Source organism: Silvimonas terrae, assembly GCF_014202765.1.
GTDB classification, from domain to species: Bacteria; Pseudomonadota; Gammaproteobacteria; order Burkholderiales; family Chitinibacteraceae; genus Silvimonas; species Silvimonas terrae.
In genome coordinates, this window is sequence record NZ_JACHHN010000005.1 from 1 (window position 1) to 19,467 (window position 19,467).

The 19,467-nt window shown below is 59.5% G+C and carries 19 protein-coding genes and 1 other RNA gene; 7 read left to right on the plus strand and 13 right to left on the minus strand.

The genetic code is table 11. From position 1 onward, the window contains the following. Positions 1 to 387 precede the first annotated feature (387 nt). From rnpB to HNQ50_RS12770, 4 genes are all read right to left on the minus strand, one after another. Positions 388 to 758, minus strand: an RNA gene (rnpB, locus tag HNQ50_RS12755) — RNase P RNA component class A. Positions 759 to 832: 74 nt separating this feature from the next. Further along, positions 833 to 1,321, minus strand: coding sequence for a hypothetical protein (locus HNQ50_RS12760; RefSeq protein ID WP_184101349.1), 489 nt, complete (start codon positions 1,319 to 1,321; stop codon positions 833 to 835). Further along, complete coding sequence (gene pyrC, locus HNQ50_RS12765) at positions 1,321 to 2,358, minus strand: dihydroorotase (protein WP_184101350.1); 1,038 nt, start codon at positions 2,356 to 2,358, stop codon at positions 1,321 to 1,323. Before pyrC ends, HNQ50_RS12760 begins: the two co-directional genes overlap by 1 nt. Positions 2,359 to 2,375: 17 nt before the next feature. Next, entirely contained in the window at positions 2,376 to 2,603 is a 228-nt protein-coding gene (locus tag HNQ50_RS12770; protein ID WP_184101352.1) for a sulfurtransferase TusA family protein, read from the minus strand. Between the two features lie 207 nt (positions 2,604 to 2,810). Here HNQ50_RS12770 and HNQ50_RS12775 point away from each other — a divergent pair, with 207 nt between their 5' ends. Beyond that, positions 2,811 to 3,440, plus strand: coding sequence for a CNP1-like family protein (locus HNQ50_RS12775; protein WP_184101354.1), 630 nt, complete (start codon positions 2,811 to 2,813; stop codon positions 3,438 to 3,440). A gap of 62 nt (positions 3,441 to 3,502) precedes the next feature. Here HNQ50_RS12775 and proB read toward each other — a convergent pair whose 3' ends face one another. Then, on the minus strand, positions 3,503 to 4,624 hold the full coding sequence (proB, locus tag HNQ50_RS12780) for a glutamate 5-kinase (protein ID WP_373282233.1): 1,122 nt from the start codon (positions 4,622 to 4,624) through the stop codon (positions 3,503 to 3,505). A gap of 110 nt (positions 4,625 to 4,734) precedes the next feature. On the opposite strand from proB, the gene msrQ reads away from it, so the two are divergent. The 4 genes from msrQ to HNQ50_RS12800 all read left to right on the plus strand — a co-directional run bounded on the left by msrQ (position 4,735) and on the right by HNQ50_RS12800 (position 7,723). Further along, a complete protein-coding gene (gene msrQ / locus HNQ50_RS12785) occupies positions 4,735 to 5,340 on the plus strand; it encodes a protein-methionine-sulfoxide reductase heme-binding subunit MsrQ (protein WP_184101358.1) in 606 nt (201 codons plus the stop codon). After that, complete coding sequence (locus HNQ50_RS12790; protein ID WP_184101360.1) at positions 5,337 to 6,113, plus strand: threonine/serine exporter family protein; 777 nt, start codon at positions 5,337 to 5,339, stop codon at positions 6,111 to 6,113. The genes msrQ and HNQ50_RS12790 overlap by 4 nt, the downstream gene beginning before the upstream one ends. Then, positions 6,110 to 6,583: a threonine/serine exporter family protein gene (locus tag HNQ50_RS12795; protein ID WP_184101362.1), complete on the plus strand. Its 474-nt coding sequence runs from the start codon at positions 6,110 to 6,112 to the stop codon at positions 6,581 to 6,583. The genes HNQ50_RS12790 and HNQ50_RS12795 overlap by 4 nt, the downstream gene beginning before the upstream one ends. A gap of 117 nt (positions 6,584 to 6,700) precedes the next feature. Continuing rightward, positions 6,701 to 7,723, plus strand: coding sequence for an aldose epimerase family protein (locus HNQ50_RS12800; protein ID WP_184101364.1), 1,023 nt, complete (start codon positions 6,701 to 6,703; stop codon positions 7,721 to 7,723). Between the two features lie 86 nt (positions 7,724 to 7,809). Here HNQ50_RS12800 and yidC read toward each other — a convergent pair whose 3' ends face one another. The 4 genes from yidC to rpmH form a co-directional block, all read right to left on the minus strand. Continuing rightward, entirely contained in the window at positions 7,810 to 9,468 is a 1,659-nt protein-coding gene (gene yidC / locus HNQ50_RS12805; protein ID WP_184101366.1) for a membrane protein insertase YidC, read from the minus strand. 128 nt (positions 9,469 to 9,596) lie between these two features. Next, positions 9,597 to 9,806 (minus strand): membrane protein insertion efficiency factor YidD, encoded by a 210-nt coding sequence (yidD, locus tag HNQ50_RS12810; protein WP_184101368.1) that lies wholly within the window; start codon positions 9,804 to 9,806, stop codon positions 9,597 to 9,599. Beyond that, positions 9,794 to 10,159 carry a ribonuclease P protein component gene (gene rnpA / locus HNQ50_RS12815; RefSeq protein ID WP_184101370.1) on the minus strand — a complete coding sequence of 122 codons (366 nt, stop codon included), beginning with the start codon at positions 10,157 to 10,159 and terminating at the stop codon, positions 9,794 to 9,796. Before rnpA ends, yidD begins: the two co-directional genes overlap by 13 nt. A 21-nt stretch (positions 10,160 to 10,180) precedes the next feature. Next, the gene (gene rpmH / locus HNQ50_RS12820) at positions 10,181 to 10,315 is read right to left on the minus strand and encodes a 50S ribosomal protein L34 (RefSeq protein WP_184101372.1); all 135 of its coding nucleotides are present in this window, start codon (positions 10,313 to 10,315) and stop codon (positions 10,181 to 10,183) included. Between the two features lie 256 nt (positions 10,316 to 10,571). On the opposite strand from rpmH, the gene dnaA reads away from it, so the two are divergent. Next, positions 10,572 to 11,993 carry a chromosomal replication initiator protein DnaA gene (gene dnaA / locus HNQ50_RS12825; protein WP_184101374.1) on the plus strand — a complete coding sequence of 474 codons (1,422 nt, stop codon included), beginning with the start codon at positions 10,572 to 10,574 and terminating at the stop codon, positions 11,991 to 11,993. 160 nt (positions 11,994 to 12,153) lie between these two features. Here dnaA and HNQ50_RS12830 read toward each other — a convergent pair whose 3' ends face one another. From HNQ50_RS12830 to fabI, 4 genes are all read right to left on the minus strand, one after another. Beyond that, on the minus strand, positions 12,154 to 13,089 hold the full coding sequence (locus HNQ50_RS12830; protein ID WP_184101375.1) for a Dyp-type peroxidase: 936 nt from the start codon (positions 13,087 to 13,089) through the stop codon (positions 12,154 to 12,156). A gap of 2 nt (positions 13,090 to 13,091) precedes the next feature. Further along, entirely contained in the window at positions 13,092 to 13,667 is a 576-nt protein-coding gene (locus tag HNQ50_RS12835) for a YqiA/YcfP family alpha/beta fold hydrolase (RefSeq protein WP_184101377.1), read from the minus strand. Positions 13,668 to 13,687: 20 nt separating this feature from the next. Beyond that, positions 13,688 to 14,662 carry a quinone oxidoreductase family protein gene (locus tag HNQ50_RS12840; protein ID WP_184101379.1) on the minus strand — a complete coding sequence of 325 codons (975 nt, stop codon included), beginning with the start codon at positions 14,660 to 14,662 and terminating at the stop codon, positions 13,688 to 13,690. Between the two features lie 64 nt (positions 14,663 to 14,726). After that, entirely contained in the window at positions 14,727 to 15,497 is a 771-nt protein-coding gene (gene fabI / locus HNQ50_RS12845) for an enoyl-ACP reductase FabI (RefSeq protein ID WP_184101381.1), read from the minus strand. A gap of 196 nt (positions 15,498 to 15,693) precedes the next feature. Between fabI and metH the strand changes: the two genes are divergently transcribed. After that, the gene (metH, locus tag HNQ50_RS12850) at positions 15,694 to 19,407 is read left to right on the plus strand and encodes a methionine synthase (RefSeq protein WP_184101389.1); all 3,714 of its coding nucleotides are present in this window, start codon (positions 15,694 to 15,696) and stop codon (positions 19,405 to 19,407) included. Positions 19,408 to 19,467 lie beyond the last annotated feature (60 nt).

Genomic DNA, 19,467 nt, shown 5'->3' on the forward strand with positions numbered 1-19,467 from the left:
CGTAAGGGTGTTTGAGCGTAGCGAGTTCCCTGGAGCCAGCCGGCCCTCACGAGAAGCGCAGGGAACCCGTGTAGCGGGCGCTGTCGCAGGGGTCGCCTTTCTTTGGTTACTTTCTTTGGCGAAGCAAAGAAAGTAACGTGCCCCCGCCACCGCGGGTATCCAATGCTTTTCAAACCCGCGCCGCAAGGCGCTAACAATCCTGCAACAATATTAACCAGACCAGCCACCCCGGATTCCCGCTAACGCTTCATCCGGGCTACGTTCCTGGTGGATCAGCGCCGGGGCTCCAAATCCCCCTAAAACCCTGGCATTCCCCTCAATACCCCAAAAAACAAAAAGCCACCATCCCCAAAAAGGAACAGTGGCTTTCCATCATCAAAAAAGAGGTTGCGAAGCCAGCCGGTAAGCCGGGTTTTGTACAGATGCTCGCGCATCCTGACAGCCATTCCTCTAGGCCCATCATTACTAATGGGCTCATGCAACCTACCCGCAGGCTTGGCGGGCCGCCTCAACGCCTGCTGCTTGGTCTTGCTCCGGATGGGGTTTACCGAGCCGCCCGGTTGCCCGGGACGCTGGTGCGCTCTTACCGCACCGTTTCACCCTTACCTGTGCCAGTTTGACCTGGCCATCGGCGGTCTACTCTCTGTTGCACTTTCCGTCGCCTCACGGCGCCCGGCCGTTAGCCGGCATCCTGCCCTGCGGAGCCCGGACTTTCCTCCCCCCGTTTTGCAACGGGCAGCGACTGTCTGGCTTGCTTCGCGGCGATGATTATACACACATTCATCGCCCACCTTTCCCCACGGGTCGGTTTCCCTGGCCGCGATGAGACCGCTCAAACGTCGGCAGAGTCCGGTGTTTCGGGGGTTTCGGCCACAAAGGGCAGACCGGCCCGGGCGGCCAGATGCCGGGCCTCCTGCACGGCCTTGTTTACGCCACGGCGCGTGGCACGGTAGTGAGAGAACACAAATCGGGCGTCGCCATTGTCAGCCAGGCAGACCCAGACGCTGTCTGGACCAATCACGTTGGGTTCCTGATCCAGCACCACGCGGGTAAAGGCGCTCAGTGGAATATGGCGCGTGCGCACCGGAATGAGGCCCAGGAGGCAGATACGCCGTTCCAGCACACCACCGTGCACCCGCTGCTCCGCCGGGAACGCCCAGAACAGCGCGCCCAGCAGCAACATGGAATACCAGAACAGTCCAAAGAAGTGGTTTTCAAAGCGCGGCGAGTCAATCAACGGCCAGCCCCAGGCTGCCGCCGCGATCAGGACCACTCCAAACACCATCCAGGCCGGCTTGCTGGCATTGCGGTGGGTCAGCATCAATCCACCAGCGTCCACTGAACCTCTTCGCCCGCGCGCAGCGGCACCACGGTATGACCGCCAAACGGGTACTCGGCCGGTACAGTCCACGGCGTGCGGGTCAGCGTGACCTTGACGGTGTTGCGCGGCAGACGGTAAAAATCCGGGCCGTTGAAACTGGCAAAGGCTTCCAGTTTGTCCAGCGCGCCAGCACGGTCAAACACTTCTGCATACAGCGGCAGCGCAGCGTGGGCGGTATACATGCCGGCGCAGCCACAAGCGGCCTCTTTGGTGTGGCGGGCATGGGGCGCGCTGTCCGTCCCCAGGAAGAACTTGCTTGAGCCGCTGGTCACGGCCTGAACCAGTGCCTGGCGATGTTGTTCGCGCTTGAGCACAGGCAAACAGTAGTGATGCGGGCGAATGCCACCGGTAAACATGGCATTGCGGTTCATTAACAGGTGATGCGCCGTCACGGTGGCGGCCACGTTATCGGGTGCGGCGGCCACAAAGGTGGCGGCCTGGCGAGTGGTGATGTGTTCCAGCACCACGCGCAATTGCGGCAGGCGCACCAGCAATGGCGCCAGGATGGTATCGATAAAGACTGCTTCCCGATCAAACACGTCGATATCCGGATCGGTCACTTCGCCGTGGACCAGCAACGGCAGGCCCAGCTCAGCCATTTTTTCCAGCGCCGGCATGACTTTGTCCAGCCCGGTCACGCCGCTATCCGAATTGGTGGTCGCGCCCGCCGGATATAGCTTGATCCCGTGTACAAAGCCGGATGCCCTGGCGCGGGCTACTTCCGCCGGATCGGTGCGATCCGTCAGGTACAGTGTCATCAGCGGTTCAAACGCCATGCCGGTCGGCAAGGCCGCCAGGATGCGGTCACGGTAGGCGGCCGCCAGTGCGGTGGTCGTTACCGGTGGCTTGAGATTGGGCATGACAATCGCACGGGCAAACTCACGCGCGGTGTGCGGCAGCACGGCCGCCATCAACGCGTCATCGCGCAGGTGCAAATGCCAGTCGTCGGGGCGGGTCAGGGTAATGGTCTGGGTCATGGTGTCGTCAGTGTGGGTCAGCGTTTCTGGATCACGAATACAAACTTGTCCGCGGCAGCGGTGCTATCGAGCAGCGGGTTGCCGGTTTGCTTGCAGAACGCTTCAAAATCTTTGGGCGTGGCCGGGTCGGTGCAGGTCACGTGCACGGTCTGGCCGCTCTGTAAATTGGCGAGTGCTTTTTTGGTGCGCAAGATGGGTAGCGGGCAATTGAGTCCAGACAGATCAATGACAAGATCGGCATCCATAGGCGGCAGGTTCTCTAGAGAATCTTGAAACAAGACAAACCGCAGATTTTACGCCTCAAATGCCCACTTTGCCGATCACCATGTGGGCAGACAGGCACAGAGAATTTACACATGCGCGCCGCTGGCTGGTCTGGATCAGCGTATGATTGGCGGGTTGTAAGCGGCGCGGCCAGAGGCTTGCGCCACCCCGTCCAGAGGAGCGAGAACTTGAAATGCCTGATCCCCGCCGCGTGCCTGTTGCTGTGCGTGGCCAGTCACGTGTATGCCGAGGCCAACGGCCAGAACCCGGATGCACGTTCCAACAACACGCTGGATGATGGCGATGCAAAGCACGAATATAGCATCACCAACTTCTTCAAAGACAAGCTGCCCACCCCGGCCGAGCAAAGTTTCACGCCACCCGATCTGGCCACGCTGAACGCCTGGGCGCCCATCCGTAATAACTATGCCTGGGGCAATGTCCACTTTGTTGTCTCTGAAGACAGTTTGTCGGTCGGTGACAAGGACAAGCTGGTGCGTTATGCCGTGGGTATTCCGTTGCGCAACGGCAAGTACAACTACGTGTACGAAGGCATGGATTGCGATACCGCCCAGACTCGTTCTTATTACTACGCCAATAGCGACAACCCGGTCTGGGCACCGCTGAATCGCGCTTGGGAACGCATCCAGGAAAAGGGTTACAACACCTACCAGGCGCCGTTGTATGAAGCGCTGTGCAGTTTCCGTGACCCGATGTCGATCAAAGACATGAAATCTTCGCTGGGTGCGACCACCTCGTCGCAAAACACCGCAGGATGTCCGGCATGTCATGCGGGCAGCGGGCAGGGCAGCAAGTAAACCGCCAGAGCATAAAAAAGGGGCTGACGAATCAGCCCCTTTTTTTGGTCGCCCCACACGGATTACAGCAGCACCAGGTTATCCCGGTGGATCAGTTCCGGCTCCTCCAGATAACCCAGCAGTGCTTCAATCTGGCTGGTGGGCTGACGCATGATGCGGCGGGCGTCACTGGCCGGGTAGTTCACCAGACCCCGCGCCAGCTCCACGCCCTCCGCATTGATACAACTGACCATATCACCGCGTGAGAACTCGCCCTCGACGGCGATCACACCAATCGGCAGCAGACTGGAACCCTTTTCCGCCAGCGCACGGCGGGCACCCTCATCGACCACCAGGCGGCCTTTGACCTGCAGGTGCGCGGCGATCCACTGCTTGCGCGCGGCCAGCGGTGTTTTCTCGGCAATCAACTGGGTACCAATGGCTTCACCGGCAGCCAACCGGGTCAGTACATCCGGCTCGCGCCCGCTGGCAATGATGGTGGCCGCGCCACTGCGCGCAGCGCGCTTGGCGGCAATCACCTTGGTATACATGCCGCCCGTGCCCACGCTGGAACCCGCACCGCCAGCCATGGCTTCCAGCGCCACATCACCCGCCCGTGCTTCCTGGATCAACGTGGCAGAGGCGTCTTTACGCGGATCGGCCGTGTACAAACCTTGTTGATCAGTCAGAATCACCAGCGCTTCGCCTTCCACCAGATTGGTGACCAGCGCGCCCAGGGTATCGTTATCGCCAAACTTGATTTCGGCGGTCACCACGGTGTCGTTCTCGTTGATGATGGGAATCACACCCAGCGCCAACAGCGTCAACAGCGTGGTGCGGGCATTGAGGTAACGGGTGCGGTCGGCCATGTCTTCATGGGTAAGCAAGACCTGGGCGGTTTTCAGACCATGTGCACGAAAGGCGCTTTCATAGGCCTGGCACAACCCCATCTGGCCGACGGCGGCGGCGGCTTGTTTTTCATGAATGGCGGTGGGTTTTTCTTTCCAGCCCAGGCGGGCCACGCCTTCAGCCACTGCGCCGGATGAAACCAGCACGACCTGTTTGCCCATGGCCGCAAGCTTGGCGATCTCTGCCGCCCAGCGGGCCAGCGCGGTGTGATCCAGACCGCGACCTTCGTTGGTGACAAGGCTCGAACCCACCTTCACCACGATGCGGTGCGCAGGCAAGAGGGCACTGACAGGCATGTTGTTCATCCAGAAGACGTGAAAACGCGTAATTATACCGGTCTGGCCCTGTCATAGACGAAGCGCTTGCGCGACCAAACCTTATCTGTCGACTTTTTACGGAATTAGCCATGTCCGCTGTAGCCATCAAGCGCCTGAAAACAGTCGTGTTCATCCTCTGCCTGATCCCGCTGGCCCGTACCGCCTGGCTGGCGGTCAGCGCGGTGAACCCCATTGAATTCATCACCCATCAGACCGGTACCTGGACGCTGATTTTTTTGCTGCTCACCCTCAGCATTACGCCATTGCGCCAGATCACCGGCCGCAATGAGCTGATCCGGTTTCGGCGCATGCTGGGCTTGTATGCGTTCTTTTATGTCTGCCTGCATTTTCTGACCTGGCTGGTGCTGGATCACTTTTTTGATTTCCAGGCCATCATCAAGGACATCATCAAGCGCCCCTTCATCACAGTGGGCTTCCTGGCGTTTGTATTGCTGATTCCGCTCGCGGTGACGTCCACCGACAAAATGATGCGGCGACTCAAGCGCAACTGGGGCCGCTTGCACAAACTCATTTACCTGATCGCCATCCTGGGTGTGCTGCATTACTGGTGGCTGGTCAAACGGGATATCACACAGCCCTTGATATTTGCCGTGTTATTGGCGGTATTGCTGGGCTGGCGGCTTGTGCGGCGACAACAAAGAGCCCCGGTCACGGCCTCTAGAATGGAGGCATGACCACTGACTCTGTATCCCCCCAACCCGTCCACCTGGCCGCGCTGACTGACACGGCACTCCACGCCGGGCTCATTGCCCATAGTTGCGGCGGCGATACCGCGCGCACCAGTGAGATCATGCAGCGCGTAGCGGTGGCGCTGGGTGGGCAGCGTGCCGATACGGTTGTCTCGTCGCTCAACCTGGGCCTGACGGTTGAAGCGGATGGCGAACGCGAAACCGCCCTGCGCAAAGCCCCGCATATGGGTATCAATTTTGATGCGCTCACCCATCTTGAAGACATCGTCCACGCGCTGGAAACCGGGCAGCTGGATCACCCCCGGTTTCGCTGTTTGCTTCATGAAACCGCGGCCCGGCCACGGGCATGGCCGGCGTGGCAGGTCGCCATCATGGTCGGGCTGGCCTGTGGCGGGTTTGCCGCGCTGTTTGGCGGGGATGTCGCCGCCATTGGCCTGACCAGCATCGCCAGTACCTGCGGCATAGCCTTGCGACAATGGCTGGCGCAGCGGCATTTTCAGCCGCTGATCTTTGCGACGGCCGCCGCCTTTGTCGCCACCCTCATCACCGGCCTGGCGCGACCGCTCACGCTCACTCCAGATGCCGCACTGGCGGCCTGCGTGCTGTTCCTCATCCCCGGCGTACCCCTGATCAATGGCACGGCGGATTTGCTGACCGGCAACTATCTCAATGGCAATGTGCGGCTCACCACCAGTGTGGTATTCATCCTTGGCATTGCCATTGGCATGAGCCTGGCACTCAGGATCACCGGATCATGACGCTGATCGCCCTGCTCAACGAATTGTGGGCGGCCGTCGCCGCGCTTGGGTTCGCCATGTTGTTCAATGTGCCGGTGCGCGCGTTACCCGCCTGCTGCACGCTCGCCGTGATCGGCCATGCCAGCCGCTTTGCACTGATCCACTGGGGTATCGATCTGGTCAGCGCCACGCTGCTGGCTGCGCTGCTGGTCGGTTTTCTGGCACAAGGGTGGGCGCGGCAAAGTGGCCGCATCAGCGTCATTTATGCCATCAGCGCCGCCATTCCCATGGTGCCGGGCGTGTCGATGTACCACGCCGTACAGGCATTGCTGCACCTGGCGACCGCGCAGAGCGTCAATACCACCGCCAGCGAGGCCTGGCTGGTCGATGCCGGCATCAATGCCACCCGCGCTGCCATGGTCGTGCTCTCGCTCACCCTGGGCATTGCTGCGCCGCGCTTGTTATGGCCGCGCGTTCACAAGAAAGACTGATCCATCCAGCTATCGGGCAGGTCGCTCCATATGAACGGCTTTGCCCGGCTAAATGGTTCCAGCATAATTTGCGGCTTGCTGGCGATGCGCCAGGTTTTCGTTCTAGCTGGGGCTTTCATGTCGATTCAATCTGCACCGTGGGACCACGGCGCTACGCTTTTCACCCTGGAAAACCAGCACGGTATGCGCGTGCTGATCACGGATATCGGCGCGTCGCTGGTGTCCTGGTTTACGCCGGACCGTGCCGGCAACATGGCAGATATCGTGCTGGGGCATCCTGACGCGGCGGGTTATCTTTCAGGCGCCGGTTTTTTTGGCTCTATTGCAGGTCGCTGGGCCAACCGCATCAAGGGCGCCAGTTGCACCATTGATGGCCAGCGCTACGCACTGGCTGCCAATGAAGGCGCCAATCTTTTGCACGGCGGCACGGCGGGTTTTCATACCCAACGCTGGCAAGGGCAGATTCTGGGCGACACGCTGCAATTGCAATTGCATTCGCCCGCTGGTGCGGCCGGCTTTCCGGGCAATCTGCAAGTGTGGCTGGATTACCATCTGGCCGACAATGGCACGCTGACCCTGACCTATGCCGCGCGTACCGATGCGCCTACACCAGTCAATCTGACCAACCACGCGTATTTCAACCTGGCCGGCGGCGGCAGTACGGGTATCCGTGAACATCAGTTGCAAGTGCATGCCAGCAACATACTGGCGATTGATGCGGAGTCCATACCTGTCGGCGTCATGCCGGTAGAGGGCACACCGTTTGACTTGCGCCAGGCTGCGGCATTGGGCGAGCGTTTCACCACGGCGCATCCGCAACTGGCGATCGCCCGTGGTTTTGATCATTGCTATGTGCCAGACGGCGAGCCCGGCCAGTTGCGTGACGTGGCTACGCTGTTTGACCCATCCAGCGGGCGCGAACTGATCACCGCGACCACCGAGCGCGGTATCCAGGTCTATACCGGCAACTTTCTGGAAGGCACGCAGGGCCGCCGGGCTTACCATGCGCATGATGGTGTGTGCCTGGAAACCCAGGCTTTCCCGGATCAGATCAACATGCCATCCGCCGAGGAAGTCATCCTGCGGCCAGGCCAGGTCTATCGGCAAATCACCACCTACCGTGCGCTGGTGCGGGGTTAAGACCAGACCAGTATTGCGTTTCGCGACAGCGGTTCAAAACAAAACAGCCACCCCATGGGGTGGCTGTTTTTTGCCCGGCGCGCCCGTCAGGCGGCGCTGGTTTTGTCGGCCTTGTTGATGGAGTGGGTGATGTACCACTGCTGTGTAATCGACAGCACGTTGTTCACAACCCAGTAAATCACCAGACCGGCCGGGAAGAAGAAGAAGAACACACTGAAAATCAGCGGCATGATCTTCATCATCTTGGCTTGCATGGGGTCCGGCGGCGGCGGGGAAAGCAGCGTCTGCACGTACATGGAGACGGTCATCAGCACCGGCAGCACATAGTACGGGTCTTTCACCGACAGATCGTGAATCCACAGAATCCACGGTGCCTGACGCAATTCAACCGCAGCCAGCAGCGCCCAGTACAGCGAGATGAAGATCGGAATCTGCACCAGCATCGGCAGGCAGCCACCCAGCGGGTTGACCTTCTCGGTCTTGTACAGCTCCATCGTGGCCTGCTGGAACTTCATGCGGTCGTCGCCATGACGTTCTTTCAGCTGTTCCAGACGCGGCGCCAGCTTGCGCATCTTGGCCATGGAGCGATAGCTCTTGGAGGCCAGCGGGTAGAACAGCGCCTTGATCAGCATGGTCAGGATGATGATGGACCAGCCCCAGTTGCCGACAACCTTGTGGATATGATCCAGCAGCCAGAAGATTGGCTTGGAGAACACGGTGAAAATGCCGTAGTCCTTGATCAGATCAAAACCCGGAGCAATGTGATCGATGATGGCGGTTTCTTGCGGACCGGCATACAGCTCAACGGTCACGTCTTTCTTGCCACCCGCCGGAATCGCCGGCAGATCGATGATTGCGCCTGCGGAGTACAGACCATCCGGCAGCTTTTTCAGCTCGTAGCGGCACGCAGCGGCGCCACATGCAGACGGCTGATCCAGCGGCGACATGATCCACGCGCTGGCAAAGTAATGCTGGATCATGGCAACCCAGCCGTCCTTGGCGCTTTGTGTGTAGCTGGCTTCACCCTTGTCGATCTTGGAGAAGTCCACCTTCTGGAACTTGCCTTCTTCCGTATACACGGCCGGGCCAGTGAAGGTATGCGCGCCACCAAACATGCTCGGGCCGGTGCTCTGGTCCGCCGGCTTGCCATCACGCAGCAGGCGGAAATAGGCCGAAGTCGCCAGCGGCTTGGTGCTGCCGTTGGTGATGTCGTAACCCACATTGATGACGTAGCTGCCGCGGGTGAAGGTGTAAATCTTGGTGACCTTCACGCCATCCGGGCCGGTGGCATCCAGGCGCACTTCCACCTTGTTCTGACCGTCCGCCAGGGCATAGGCGGCCTGGGAGGAGGTAAACGTGCTCTTGTGCGTCGGCAGACCGTTACCGATCAGGCCGGTTTGCGCCACGTAGGTATGTGCGCCGCTATCTTGCAGCAGCGTGAACGGCTGGGTGGTATCGCCCTGGGCACCGTGCTTGAGCAATTGCAGTTGACGCAGGTCGCCACCGTTGGTGTCGATCTCGGCGGCAAAGAGGTCAGTGGTGACCTTGATGCGTTGGCCCTTGGCAAGTGCAGCGGCATCTTGCGGTGCAGCGCCAGCGGCGCCAGGCGCAGCAGCAGTGCCAGAAGCGGTCGCGGTTTGCGCGGTGGTCTGGGCTTGCGGATAGCGTTTGTCCATCCACTTCTGCCAGAAGAAGAGAATGCCAAACGAAATCGCGATGAACAGAATCAGTCTGCGGATATCCATCGTGTACTCGAATCACGGTCCGGTGCGGTGTTTATTGGCACTGCGCCGGCACCAGGTGCCTGTTACGGTGTAGCCAGGCCAGCGCACGGCGTGTGTCTGGAATGACTGCGTTTTTGCTGCAAACCCGTTCAAGGAACAGGGTCGTGACCATGCCCACCCCACGGATGGCAACGGGCAAGACGGCGCATTGTAAGCCACCCGCCTTTCACCGCGCCATATCTGCCGATGGCTTCAATCGCATATTGTGAGCAACTGGGGGTGTAACGACAGCGTGCGCCCAGCAACGGACTCAGCGTGTAGCGGTAGATTTGCAGTAAAAGGATGATCAGACGGGACATCTGCGGCGGATCCGTGCGAACAGATCTTGCAGTTCTTCCCGCACAGCGACACGTTCTTTGCGGCCAAAAGCCTGGCGCGAACGCACCACCAGATCAAGCCCTGCCAGAGACTGGGCGTGAAGGCGGAAAGTTTCCCGGATTGTGCGCTTGATGTAATTGCGCACCACGGCCCGGTTGTCGGTCCGTTTGCCTACCACAAGGCCGAGCCGGGCCTGGGGTAGCGCGTTAGGACGGGCCAGCACCTGAAAATGCACATTGCTCACTGCATTGCGCAAACTAAAAACGGATGAGAATTCATCCGTTTTCAGTAAGCGCTGAGCCCGCGTAAAGCGGTATCTTGCGGCGCCCGACATACTGGACGCACCCGCTCAAAATCAGGCGGACAGCTTGGCGCGGCCTTGAGCGCGACGAGCGCGCAGCACTGCGCGGCCACCACGGGTTGCCATGCGGGCGCGAAAGCCGTGATTGCGTTTGCGCTTGATAACGGAAGGCTGGAAAGTACGCTTCATGATGTAGTCTCTGCAAAAAAACTGGAGTAAACCATCAATTACACAGTTAAGCCATTCAATTGTCAACACAAAAAGACAAGCGCGCCCCAGTATGCCTGTGGATAAGTCGCCCTGTTGAGCGTAGAATCCGGTCGATCCACAAAAATCAGTCCGAACCAGGCTTTACCCAGGCAGGCTTACCCGTCCGCCACATTGCGCGGCGCGTTTTTGCTGCGGTGGGTAGACCAGATCGCAGGGCTTACAACTTAGAGTCGTCATGTCCGCACTGGAAAACTGCTGGTCTCACTGCCTGACCGAACTGGAGTCCCGCCTTGGGGCCGACCAGTTCCGTATCTGGATCAAGCCCCTGGTGGCAGAGGTCAGCGGCGATAGTTTGAACCTGATCGTCCCCAACCAGATTTTCCTGCAGTTCATCCGTGACCGTTATCTGGGCGTGATTGAAGAATCCGCCAGTTCGTTTTTTGAAGGCGGCGTACCGGCCATTGCGCTCAAGGTGGGTAACGCCGCCCGCAAGGCACCGCCGCCATCGGCCGCCCCTGCGCGCCCGGTGCCCACGCCCTCCGCCAGCAATCAGCCCGCCAGCGTGGCCACCTTTCCGGCACCGGCCCCCAGCGTGCGCCCGGTGCCCCCGATTCAGGGCGGCTCTACCCATCACGAAACCACACGGCTGAATCCCGCGTTTACCTTTGAAACGCTGGTCACCGGTAAAGCCAACCAGCTCGCTCGTGCCGCCGCACAGCAAGTGGCCGAGAACCCGGGCGTGAGTTACAACCCGTTGTTTGTTTATGGCGGTGTCGGTCTGGGCAAGACGCACTTGATCCAGGCGATTGGCAATGCGGTGCATCAACGTAATCCGTCCGCCAAAATCCGGTATATCCACGCCGAGAAATACGTGGCCGATGTGGTGCGGGCGTATCAGCACAAGTCGTTTGACGAGTTCAAACGCTATTACCATTCGCTCGATCTCTTGCTGATCGACGATATCCAGTTCTTTGTCGGCAAAGACAAAACGCAGGAAGAATTCTTCTACGCCTTCAACGCCCTGGTGGAAGGCCACAAGCAAATCATTATCACCTCTGACCGCTACCCGAAAGAGATCGACGGCCTGCAAGACCGGCTGGTATCGCGCTTCTCCTGGGGCCTGACGGTGGCGATTGAGCCGCCAGAACTGGAAATGCGCGTGGCGATTTTGATGATGAAAGCCGAGCGCGAGAACTTCAAACTGGACTCGACGGTGGCGTTCTTTATCGCCAAGCACATCCGCTCCAACGTGCGAGAGCTGGAAGGCGCGCTCAAACGGGTGCTGGCCTATGCGCGCTTTACCAATCAGGCGCTGACGCTGGAAGCGGCCAAAGAAGCACTGCGTGACATTCTGGCCTCCGGCAATCGCCAGATCACGGTGGAGAACATCCAGAAAACCGTGGCTGACTTTTACAAGATCAAGGTCGCGGACATGCACTCCAAAAAGCGCACCCGCGACATTGCCCGACCGCGCCAGATTGCCATGGCCCTGACCAAGGAACTGACGCCGATGTCCTTGCCGGCCATTGGCGATGCTTTTGGCGGGCGTGATCACACCACCGTACTGCATGCCTGCCGCACCATTGAGGCCCAACGCAGCGCGGATAGCGAGCTTTCGCATCAATACAACGTGCTGATGCAGATGTTGCGCAGTTAACTTCGCTGGTTTCTGCCAGCGGTATACGAAAAAGCCCGACGGTATGTCGGGCTTTTTGTTGGAGTCACGCACCCAGTGAGTAGGGTGGATTCGGAACGAAGTGACAATCCACCGCAGCAAGGTGGATTGCTACGCGAATCCACCCTGCGCCACCGCGACGTCACTTGCCGCTCATCAAGCCCACCAGTTTTTCCCGGCTGGGCGCAAAGTACGCCGTGCCGGTCACCGCGCGGGTGTAATTGAGCATGTGATCGACCCGGCCATCAAACGTGGGGGCCACCATGCGGGTCAGCATTTTTTCAAAAACATCCGGCGTGCGCCCGTAAGAGGCAAACAGCAGACCCCGGTCACCGGCAGGCGTGCCATACGGTAAGGAATGCCGCAGCATTTCCAGTTCTTCACCGTTTTCTTCAATCACCACCCGGGCGATGTGGGATGTGCGTGGCTTGTGCTCGTCATCCATCTCCTCGTTGTGCGCCTTGGTACGGCCCATGATGGCTTCTTGCTGCTTGACCGGCAGCTTGGTCCATTGCTCCAGCCGGTGCACATAACGCTGCACGTGCAGGTAGCTGCCGCCTGCCCACTCGGCATCTTCTTCACCGACCACCGCCGCCGCAATGCGGTTGTCATCGCCTTCCGGGTTCTCCGTGCCATCAACAAAGCCGGTCAGATCGCGCTTGTCGCGGTAACGAAAACCACTGATCGATTCAACGACCTCAAACCAGTCGCCCAGTTGTACGGCCAGATGATCGGCAAATTCAAAGATCAGATCGTAACGCTCGCCGCGAATATGCAGCAGCAGATCACCATCCGTGGCGGGTGCGGGGTGGATGGCGCCGGCAATACGTGGAAACGGCCGCAAGGCAGCCGGGCGGCCGGTTTCAAAGATTTCTTGCCAGCAATCGCTACCAATCGCCAGCACCGCGCTGATGGCCGCATCCTTGTTACCGGCAGCCAGGGTTTCAATCCGTTCCGGCACATGCCCCAACAAGGTGCGCAGGGCCGGATCACCCCGCCGACCCAGACGGCGGCGCAGGGTGAGGAAAATTGCGTGAGAGGACGCAACAGGCAAAATGCCGCGCTGTGGCGTAGGCATAACTAGCTTTCTCCTTGAGCGAAGTTCCAGATTTGCGGCAGGTAATCGCCATACCGCTGGAACGAATGATCACCGCCTTCAATGACGGTTTGTGCGCTGCCCGCATATTTCTGGACAGCCTCACGGTAATCCAGTGTTTCGTCGCCGGTCTGCACCATGAGCCAGTAGCGCTCGGGGTCGCTGATCGTACGCTCGAATGTTTTCAGATGCTCGCCAAACACGGCGTCGATTTGATGAATCTCGCCCGTCTGGTAATTGCGTTGGGCCCCGACATACTGGTTGATCAGCACATACGGATGTACGGCCGGATTGACCAGCACCGCCTTGCCGCCAAACTCTTCTACCGCCCAGGTGGCAAAGTAGCCGCCGAGCGAGCTGCCGATAAAGCACACCGGTTCGCCATGCAATTTGTCGATGGCCAGGCGAATTTCCGTGACGGCCTCATAGGGTTCCATGGGAATTTGGGGACAATGAAAATAATCCGAGTACCCATGTTCAGCCATCCAGACGGCGGTTTCATTGGCTTTGTGGGAAAACGGACTCGATAAAAACCCGTGCAGATACATAAGATGGACCATGGCGGCGCTCACAGGACGGGTCAAGGCAACAGGATGATGGAACCGGTGGTATTGCGGCCTTCCAGATCACGGTGCGCTTTGGCGGCATCGGCCAGCGCATAGCGCTGGTGGACTTCCGCTTTGACCGTACCATTGGCAACCACAGAGAAATAATCTGCGGCTGTGGCCAGTAATTCCTCACGGGTTGCGGTGTAATGACCCAGAGTGGGCCGAGTAAGGAATAGCGAACCTTTTTGCGACAACAGCGCGGGCGAGAACGGCGGCACCGGGCCGGAGGCATTGCCAAAGCTGACCAGCATGCCGCGCAGCGCCAGGCTATCGATAGAACCATTGAAGGTGGCGGCGCCTACGCCGTCGTATACCACCGGCACGCCTTTGCCATCGGTCAGCGTACGCACTTGTTCGGCAAAATTGCCCTGCGTGTAATCAATCACGTGATCGCAAAACGGGGCGACCAGTTTGGCCTTGGCGGCAGAACCCACCGTGCCGATCACCTTTGCGCCCAGCGCCCGCGCCCACTGCGTGGCAATCTGGCCCACGCCGCCGGCAGCGGCATGAATCAGCACCGTCATCCCGGATTCTACCTTGAAGGTGCGTTTGAGCAGATATTGCGCCGTCATACCACGCAACAACGTGCCGGCCGCAATTTCGTCAGGTACGGCATCCGGCACGGGCACAAGACGCGCGGCGGCAATGTTGCGGTGGGAAGAGTACGAGCCAATCGGCCCGCCGGCGTAGGCGGCACGGTCGCCCACTTTGAATTCGGTCACGCCCTCGCCCAGTGCTTCGATCACGCCGGCGGCTTCCTGGCCAATGCCAGAGGGCAGCGGCACGGCGTACAAACCACTGCGATGATAGGTATCAATGAAGTTCACACCCACAGCGGAGTGGCGCAAACGCACTTCACCAGGGCCGGGTTCGGGGATATCGATATCGGTATAACGCAGTACGGATGCGTCGCCGGTCTGATCAAACCGGATGGCTTGGGCTTTCATGTTCGTTTCTCCTTGGTACTGCTTGTATTTTGTCGTTCTGTGGGGACTGTGACGCAGGCAAGCTTTATGCCAGGACGTGCATGCCGCCATCGACGTACAGCGTTGTTCCGGTTAAACGGCGCGCTTGTGGTTCGCACAAAAAGGCGGCCGCCGCACCCACGTCATCAATGTCGATCAGTTCGCCCAGCGGCGCACGGCGGGCAGCTTCATCAATCAGCAAGTCAAACTCACGGATGCCGCCAGCCGCGCGCGTACGCACCGGGCCGGGGGACACCGCATGCACGCGGATTTTTTTCTGCCCCAGTTCATTGGCCATATAACGCACGGTGGATTCCAGCGCGGCCTTCACCGGCCCCATCACGCCATAGTTGGGCACCACTTTTTCTGCACCGTAATAACTCATGGTGATGAGGGTGCCGCCCGTTTTCATCAAGGGCTCAGCCAGCGCCGACAAACGTACAAAGGAATGACAGGAGATATCCATGGCCTGCAAGAACCCCTCGCGTGAGGTATCGACAATGCGGCCATGCAAGTCGTCCATCGGGGCAAAGGCAATGGAGTGGATGCCGATGTCCAGCTTGCCAAAGCGACCATCAATCTCGGCAAACACGGCCTCTAATTGCCCGGCCTTTTGCACATCACATTCCAGGAACAGCGCGGGTTGCAGTTCTTCAAGCAGCGGCGCGACAAAATCCCGGGTGCGTGCGTTCAGGTAAGTGAGGACCAGCTCTGCGCCGCGCGCCTTGAGCGCCCTGGCGACACCGTAGGCAATGGAGTTCTGGTTGGCGATGCCGGTCACCAGGGCAACCTGCCCGGCGAGCGTCTGTTCTGGCATGTGACGTCCTTGATGACATTTGCAATTGCAGCGGTAATTTTCTGTTATGCGCCGTGCGGGCCCGCCCCGCAAGCCAAAATCTTTACCCTCATGCCATCTTCAAGCTACACATGGACAACAGGCTTTGGGTTTTACCCCCCGCCCTCATGTTAAAATTGAAGATTCGTTTTGCCATAACTTGTTGAGAATCAAGCCAATGACTCGTCGCGCCGACCTGCAACACCAGCTCAACCAACGCATCCTGATCCTGGATGGCGGTATGGGCACCATGATTCAGCGCTACGAACTGCAAGAAGCAGACTACCGCGGCGAGCGCTTTGCCGACTGGCCGAGCGACCTCAAGGGCAATAACGATTTGCTGGTGCTCAGCCGCCCGCAGGTGATCCGCGAAATCCACCAGGCCTATCTGGATGCCGGTGCCGACATCATCGAGACCAACAGCTTTAACGGCACACGCATTGCCATGGCTGACTACGGCATGGAAGAATTGGTGTGGGAGATGAACCACGCCGCCGCCAAACTGGTGAAAGAGTTGTGCGTGGCGCAGACCGCCAAAACACCCAACAAGCCCCGTTATTGTGCTGGCGTGCTTGGCCCGACCAACCGCACCGCCACCATCAGCCCGGATGTAAACGACCCCGGCTACCGTAACGTGACATTTGATGAACTGGTAGAAAGCTACACCGAAGCCATCGACGGTCTGGTGAAGGGTGGCGCGGACCTGTTGCTGGTCGAAACCGTGTTCGACACGTTGAATGCCAAGGCCGCCGTCTTCGCCATCCACACCTATTTTGACCATCACCCGGACACCGAGCGCCTGCCGGTGATGATCTCCGGCACGATTACCGATCAGTCCGGCCGTACCCTCACCGGCCAGACCACCGAGGCCTTCTACAACAGCCTGCGCCACGCCGAACCGCTGACCTTTGGTCTGAACTGCGCGCTGGGCCCGGATTTGCTGCGCCAGTACGTGGAAGAAATGGCGCGGATTTCCGAGACCTTTGTCTCGGTTCACCCCAACGCCGGCCTGCCCAACGCCTTTGGCGGCTACGATCTGGACCCGGCTACCATGGCCGGCCAGGTCCAGGAATGGGCCGAGCATGGTCTGGTGAACATCATTGGTGGTTGCTGTGGCACCACGCCGGATCACATCGCCGCCATTTATCAGGCCGTGAAGGACCTGCCGCCGCGCGCACTGCCGGATATTGAAAAGAAGTGCCGTCTCTCTGGTCTTGAGCCCTTCAACATTGGCGACAAAGACCTGTTTGTGAACGTGGGCGAGCGCACCAACGTCACCGGCTCCAAAGCCTTTGCCCGCCTGATCCTGAACGGCGATTACCCCGCCGCGCTGGAAGTGGCCCGCCAGCAGGTAGAAGCCGGCGCGCAGGTCATCGACATCAACATGGACGAGGGCATGCTGGACGCCCACAAAGCCATGGTGACGTTCCTGAACCTGGTCGCCGCCGAGCCCGATATCAGCCGCGTGCCCATCATGGTTGATAGCTCCAAGTGGGACGTGATTGAAGCTGGCCTGAAATGCATTCAGGGCAAGCCCATCGTCAACTCCATCAGCATGAAGGAAGGCCGCGAGAAGTTTGTCGAACAGGCCCGGTTATTGCGCCGTTACGGCGCGGCGGTGATCGTCATGGCGTTTGACGAAGTCGGCCAGGCCGACACCTTTGCCCGCAAGATTGAAATCTGCGAGAAGAGCTACCGCATTCTGGTGGACGAAGTGGGCTACCCGCCCGAAGACATCATCTTCGACCCCAATATCTTTGCCATTGCCACCGGCATTGAAGAACACGCCCGCTACGGTCTGGACTTCATCGAGGCCACTGGCTGGATCAAACAACACCTGCCCTACGCCAAGATTTCTGGCGGTGTCTCCAACGTGTCTTTCAGCTTCCGCGGCAACAACAAGGTGCGCGAGGCGATCCACGCCGTGTTCCTGTACCACGCCATCAGCCAGGGCATGACGATGGGGATCGTCAACGCCGGCGCGCTGGAAGTGTACGAAGAAGTACCGAAAGACCTGCGCGACCGCATTGAAGACGTGGTGTTGATGCGCGACACCGGCAACCCGGACCCGCTGGCCGCCACCGAAGCCTTGATCGCACTGGCCGAAGCCTTCAAGGGCGACGCCAACGCCGCCAAGGGTGAAGACCTGAGCTGGCGTAACCTGCCGCTGCAAGAGCGCATTACCCACGCACTGGTGAAAGGCATTACCACCTTCATCGTGGAAGACACCGAAGAAGCCCGTCAGGCCGCTGAACGCCCGATCCACGTGATCGAAAACCAGCTTATGAACGGCATGAACCACGTCGGCGATCTGTTTGGCGCGGGCAAGATGTTCTTGCCGCAGGTGGTGAAATCCGCCCGCGTGATGAAAGCCGCCGTGGCCCACCTGGAACCGTTTATCGAAGAAGAAAAAATTGCCATGGGTCTGGCCGACGCACCGGCCAAGGGCAAGATTGTCATGGCGACGGTCAAGGGCGACGTACACGACATCGGCAAGAACATCGTCGGCGTGGTGCTGCGCTGTAACAACTATCAGGTGACCGACCTGGGCGTGATGGTGCCGGCCCAGAAGATCCTGGATACCGCCAAAGAGATTGGCGCGGACATCATTGGCCTGTCTGGCCTGATCACGCCGAGCCTGGAAGAAATGGCGCACGTCGCCAAAGAAATGGAGCGCCAGGAATTCAACGTACCGCTGCTGATCGGCGGCGCGACCACTTCCAAGGTACACACAGCGGTCAAGATCGAACCCAATTACCCCAGCGGCAACGTGATTTACGTACCCGACGCCAGCCGTGCCGTGGGCGTGTGTTCCAGCCTGTTGAGTGACGAACTCAAGCCCGATTACGTCGGCAAAGTGCGCGATGAATACCTGAATATCCGCACCATTCACGCCAACAAGGGCGCCAGCAAGCTGCTGCCGCTGGCCACCGCCCGCGCCAATGCCTTCAAGCCCATCATTGACTGGCAGCACTACAACCCGCCTAAACCCAAACAATTGGGCGTGATGAAGTTTGAAAACGTGCCGCTCTCTGAAATCGCCCCGATCATCGACTGGAGCCCGTTCTTCAACGCCTGGGAACTGTTCGGCAAATACCCGCGCATTCTGGAAGACGAAGTGGTAGGCGAATCCGCCCGCGCGCTGTTTGCCGATGCGCAAGCCATGTTGAGCAAAATGATTGCCGAGAACTGGATCACCGCATCTGGCGTGATCGGCCTGTGGCCCGCCAACAGCGTCGGCGACGATATTGAAGTCTACGACCCACAAACCGGCGAAAAACTGATGGCCTGGCACACCCTGCGCCAGCAAAACGCCAAAGCCGCAGGCAAACCCAACTGGGCGCTGGCCGACTTCACTGCCCCCAAAGAGAGCGGCAAGACCGACTACATTGGCGCCTTTGCCGTGACCGGCGGCCTGAACATTGAACCGCACGTGAAGCGCTTTGAAGACGCCAACGACGACTACAGCGCCATCATGGTGAAAGCCCTGGCCGACCGCTTTGCCGAAGGCTTTGCCGAATACATGCACCGCAAGGTCCGCAAGGAAATCTGGGGCTACGTACCGGACGAAACCCTGAGCGTGGATGAACTGACGGACGAGAAATACACCGGCATCCGCCCCGCCCCCGGCTACCCCGCCTGCCCGGACCACACCACCAAAACCGACCTGTTCCGCGTACTGGACGCCAACAGCATCGGCATGACCCTGACCGAAGGCTACGCCATGCTACCCACGGCTGCGGTGAGCGGTTTCTACTTCAGCCACCCGCAGGCGCAGTACTTTGCGGTGGGGAAGATTGCCAAGGATCAGGTCGAGGACTATGCGGCGCGGCGTGGGGTTTCTGTTGAGCAAGCGGAACGGGATTTGGCGCCGAATTTGGGGTACAACTGATAATTCTTGCTTGAAACCAATCTGTTCTTTAGTTAATAAGGGCTTCTAGCACTAGAAGCC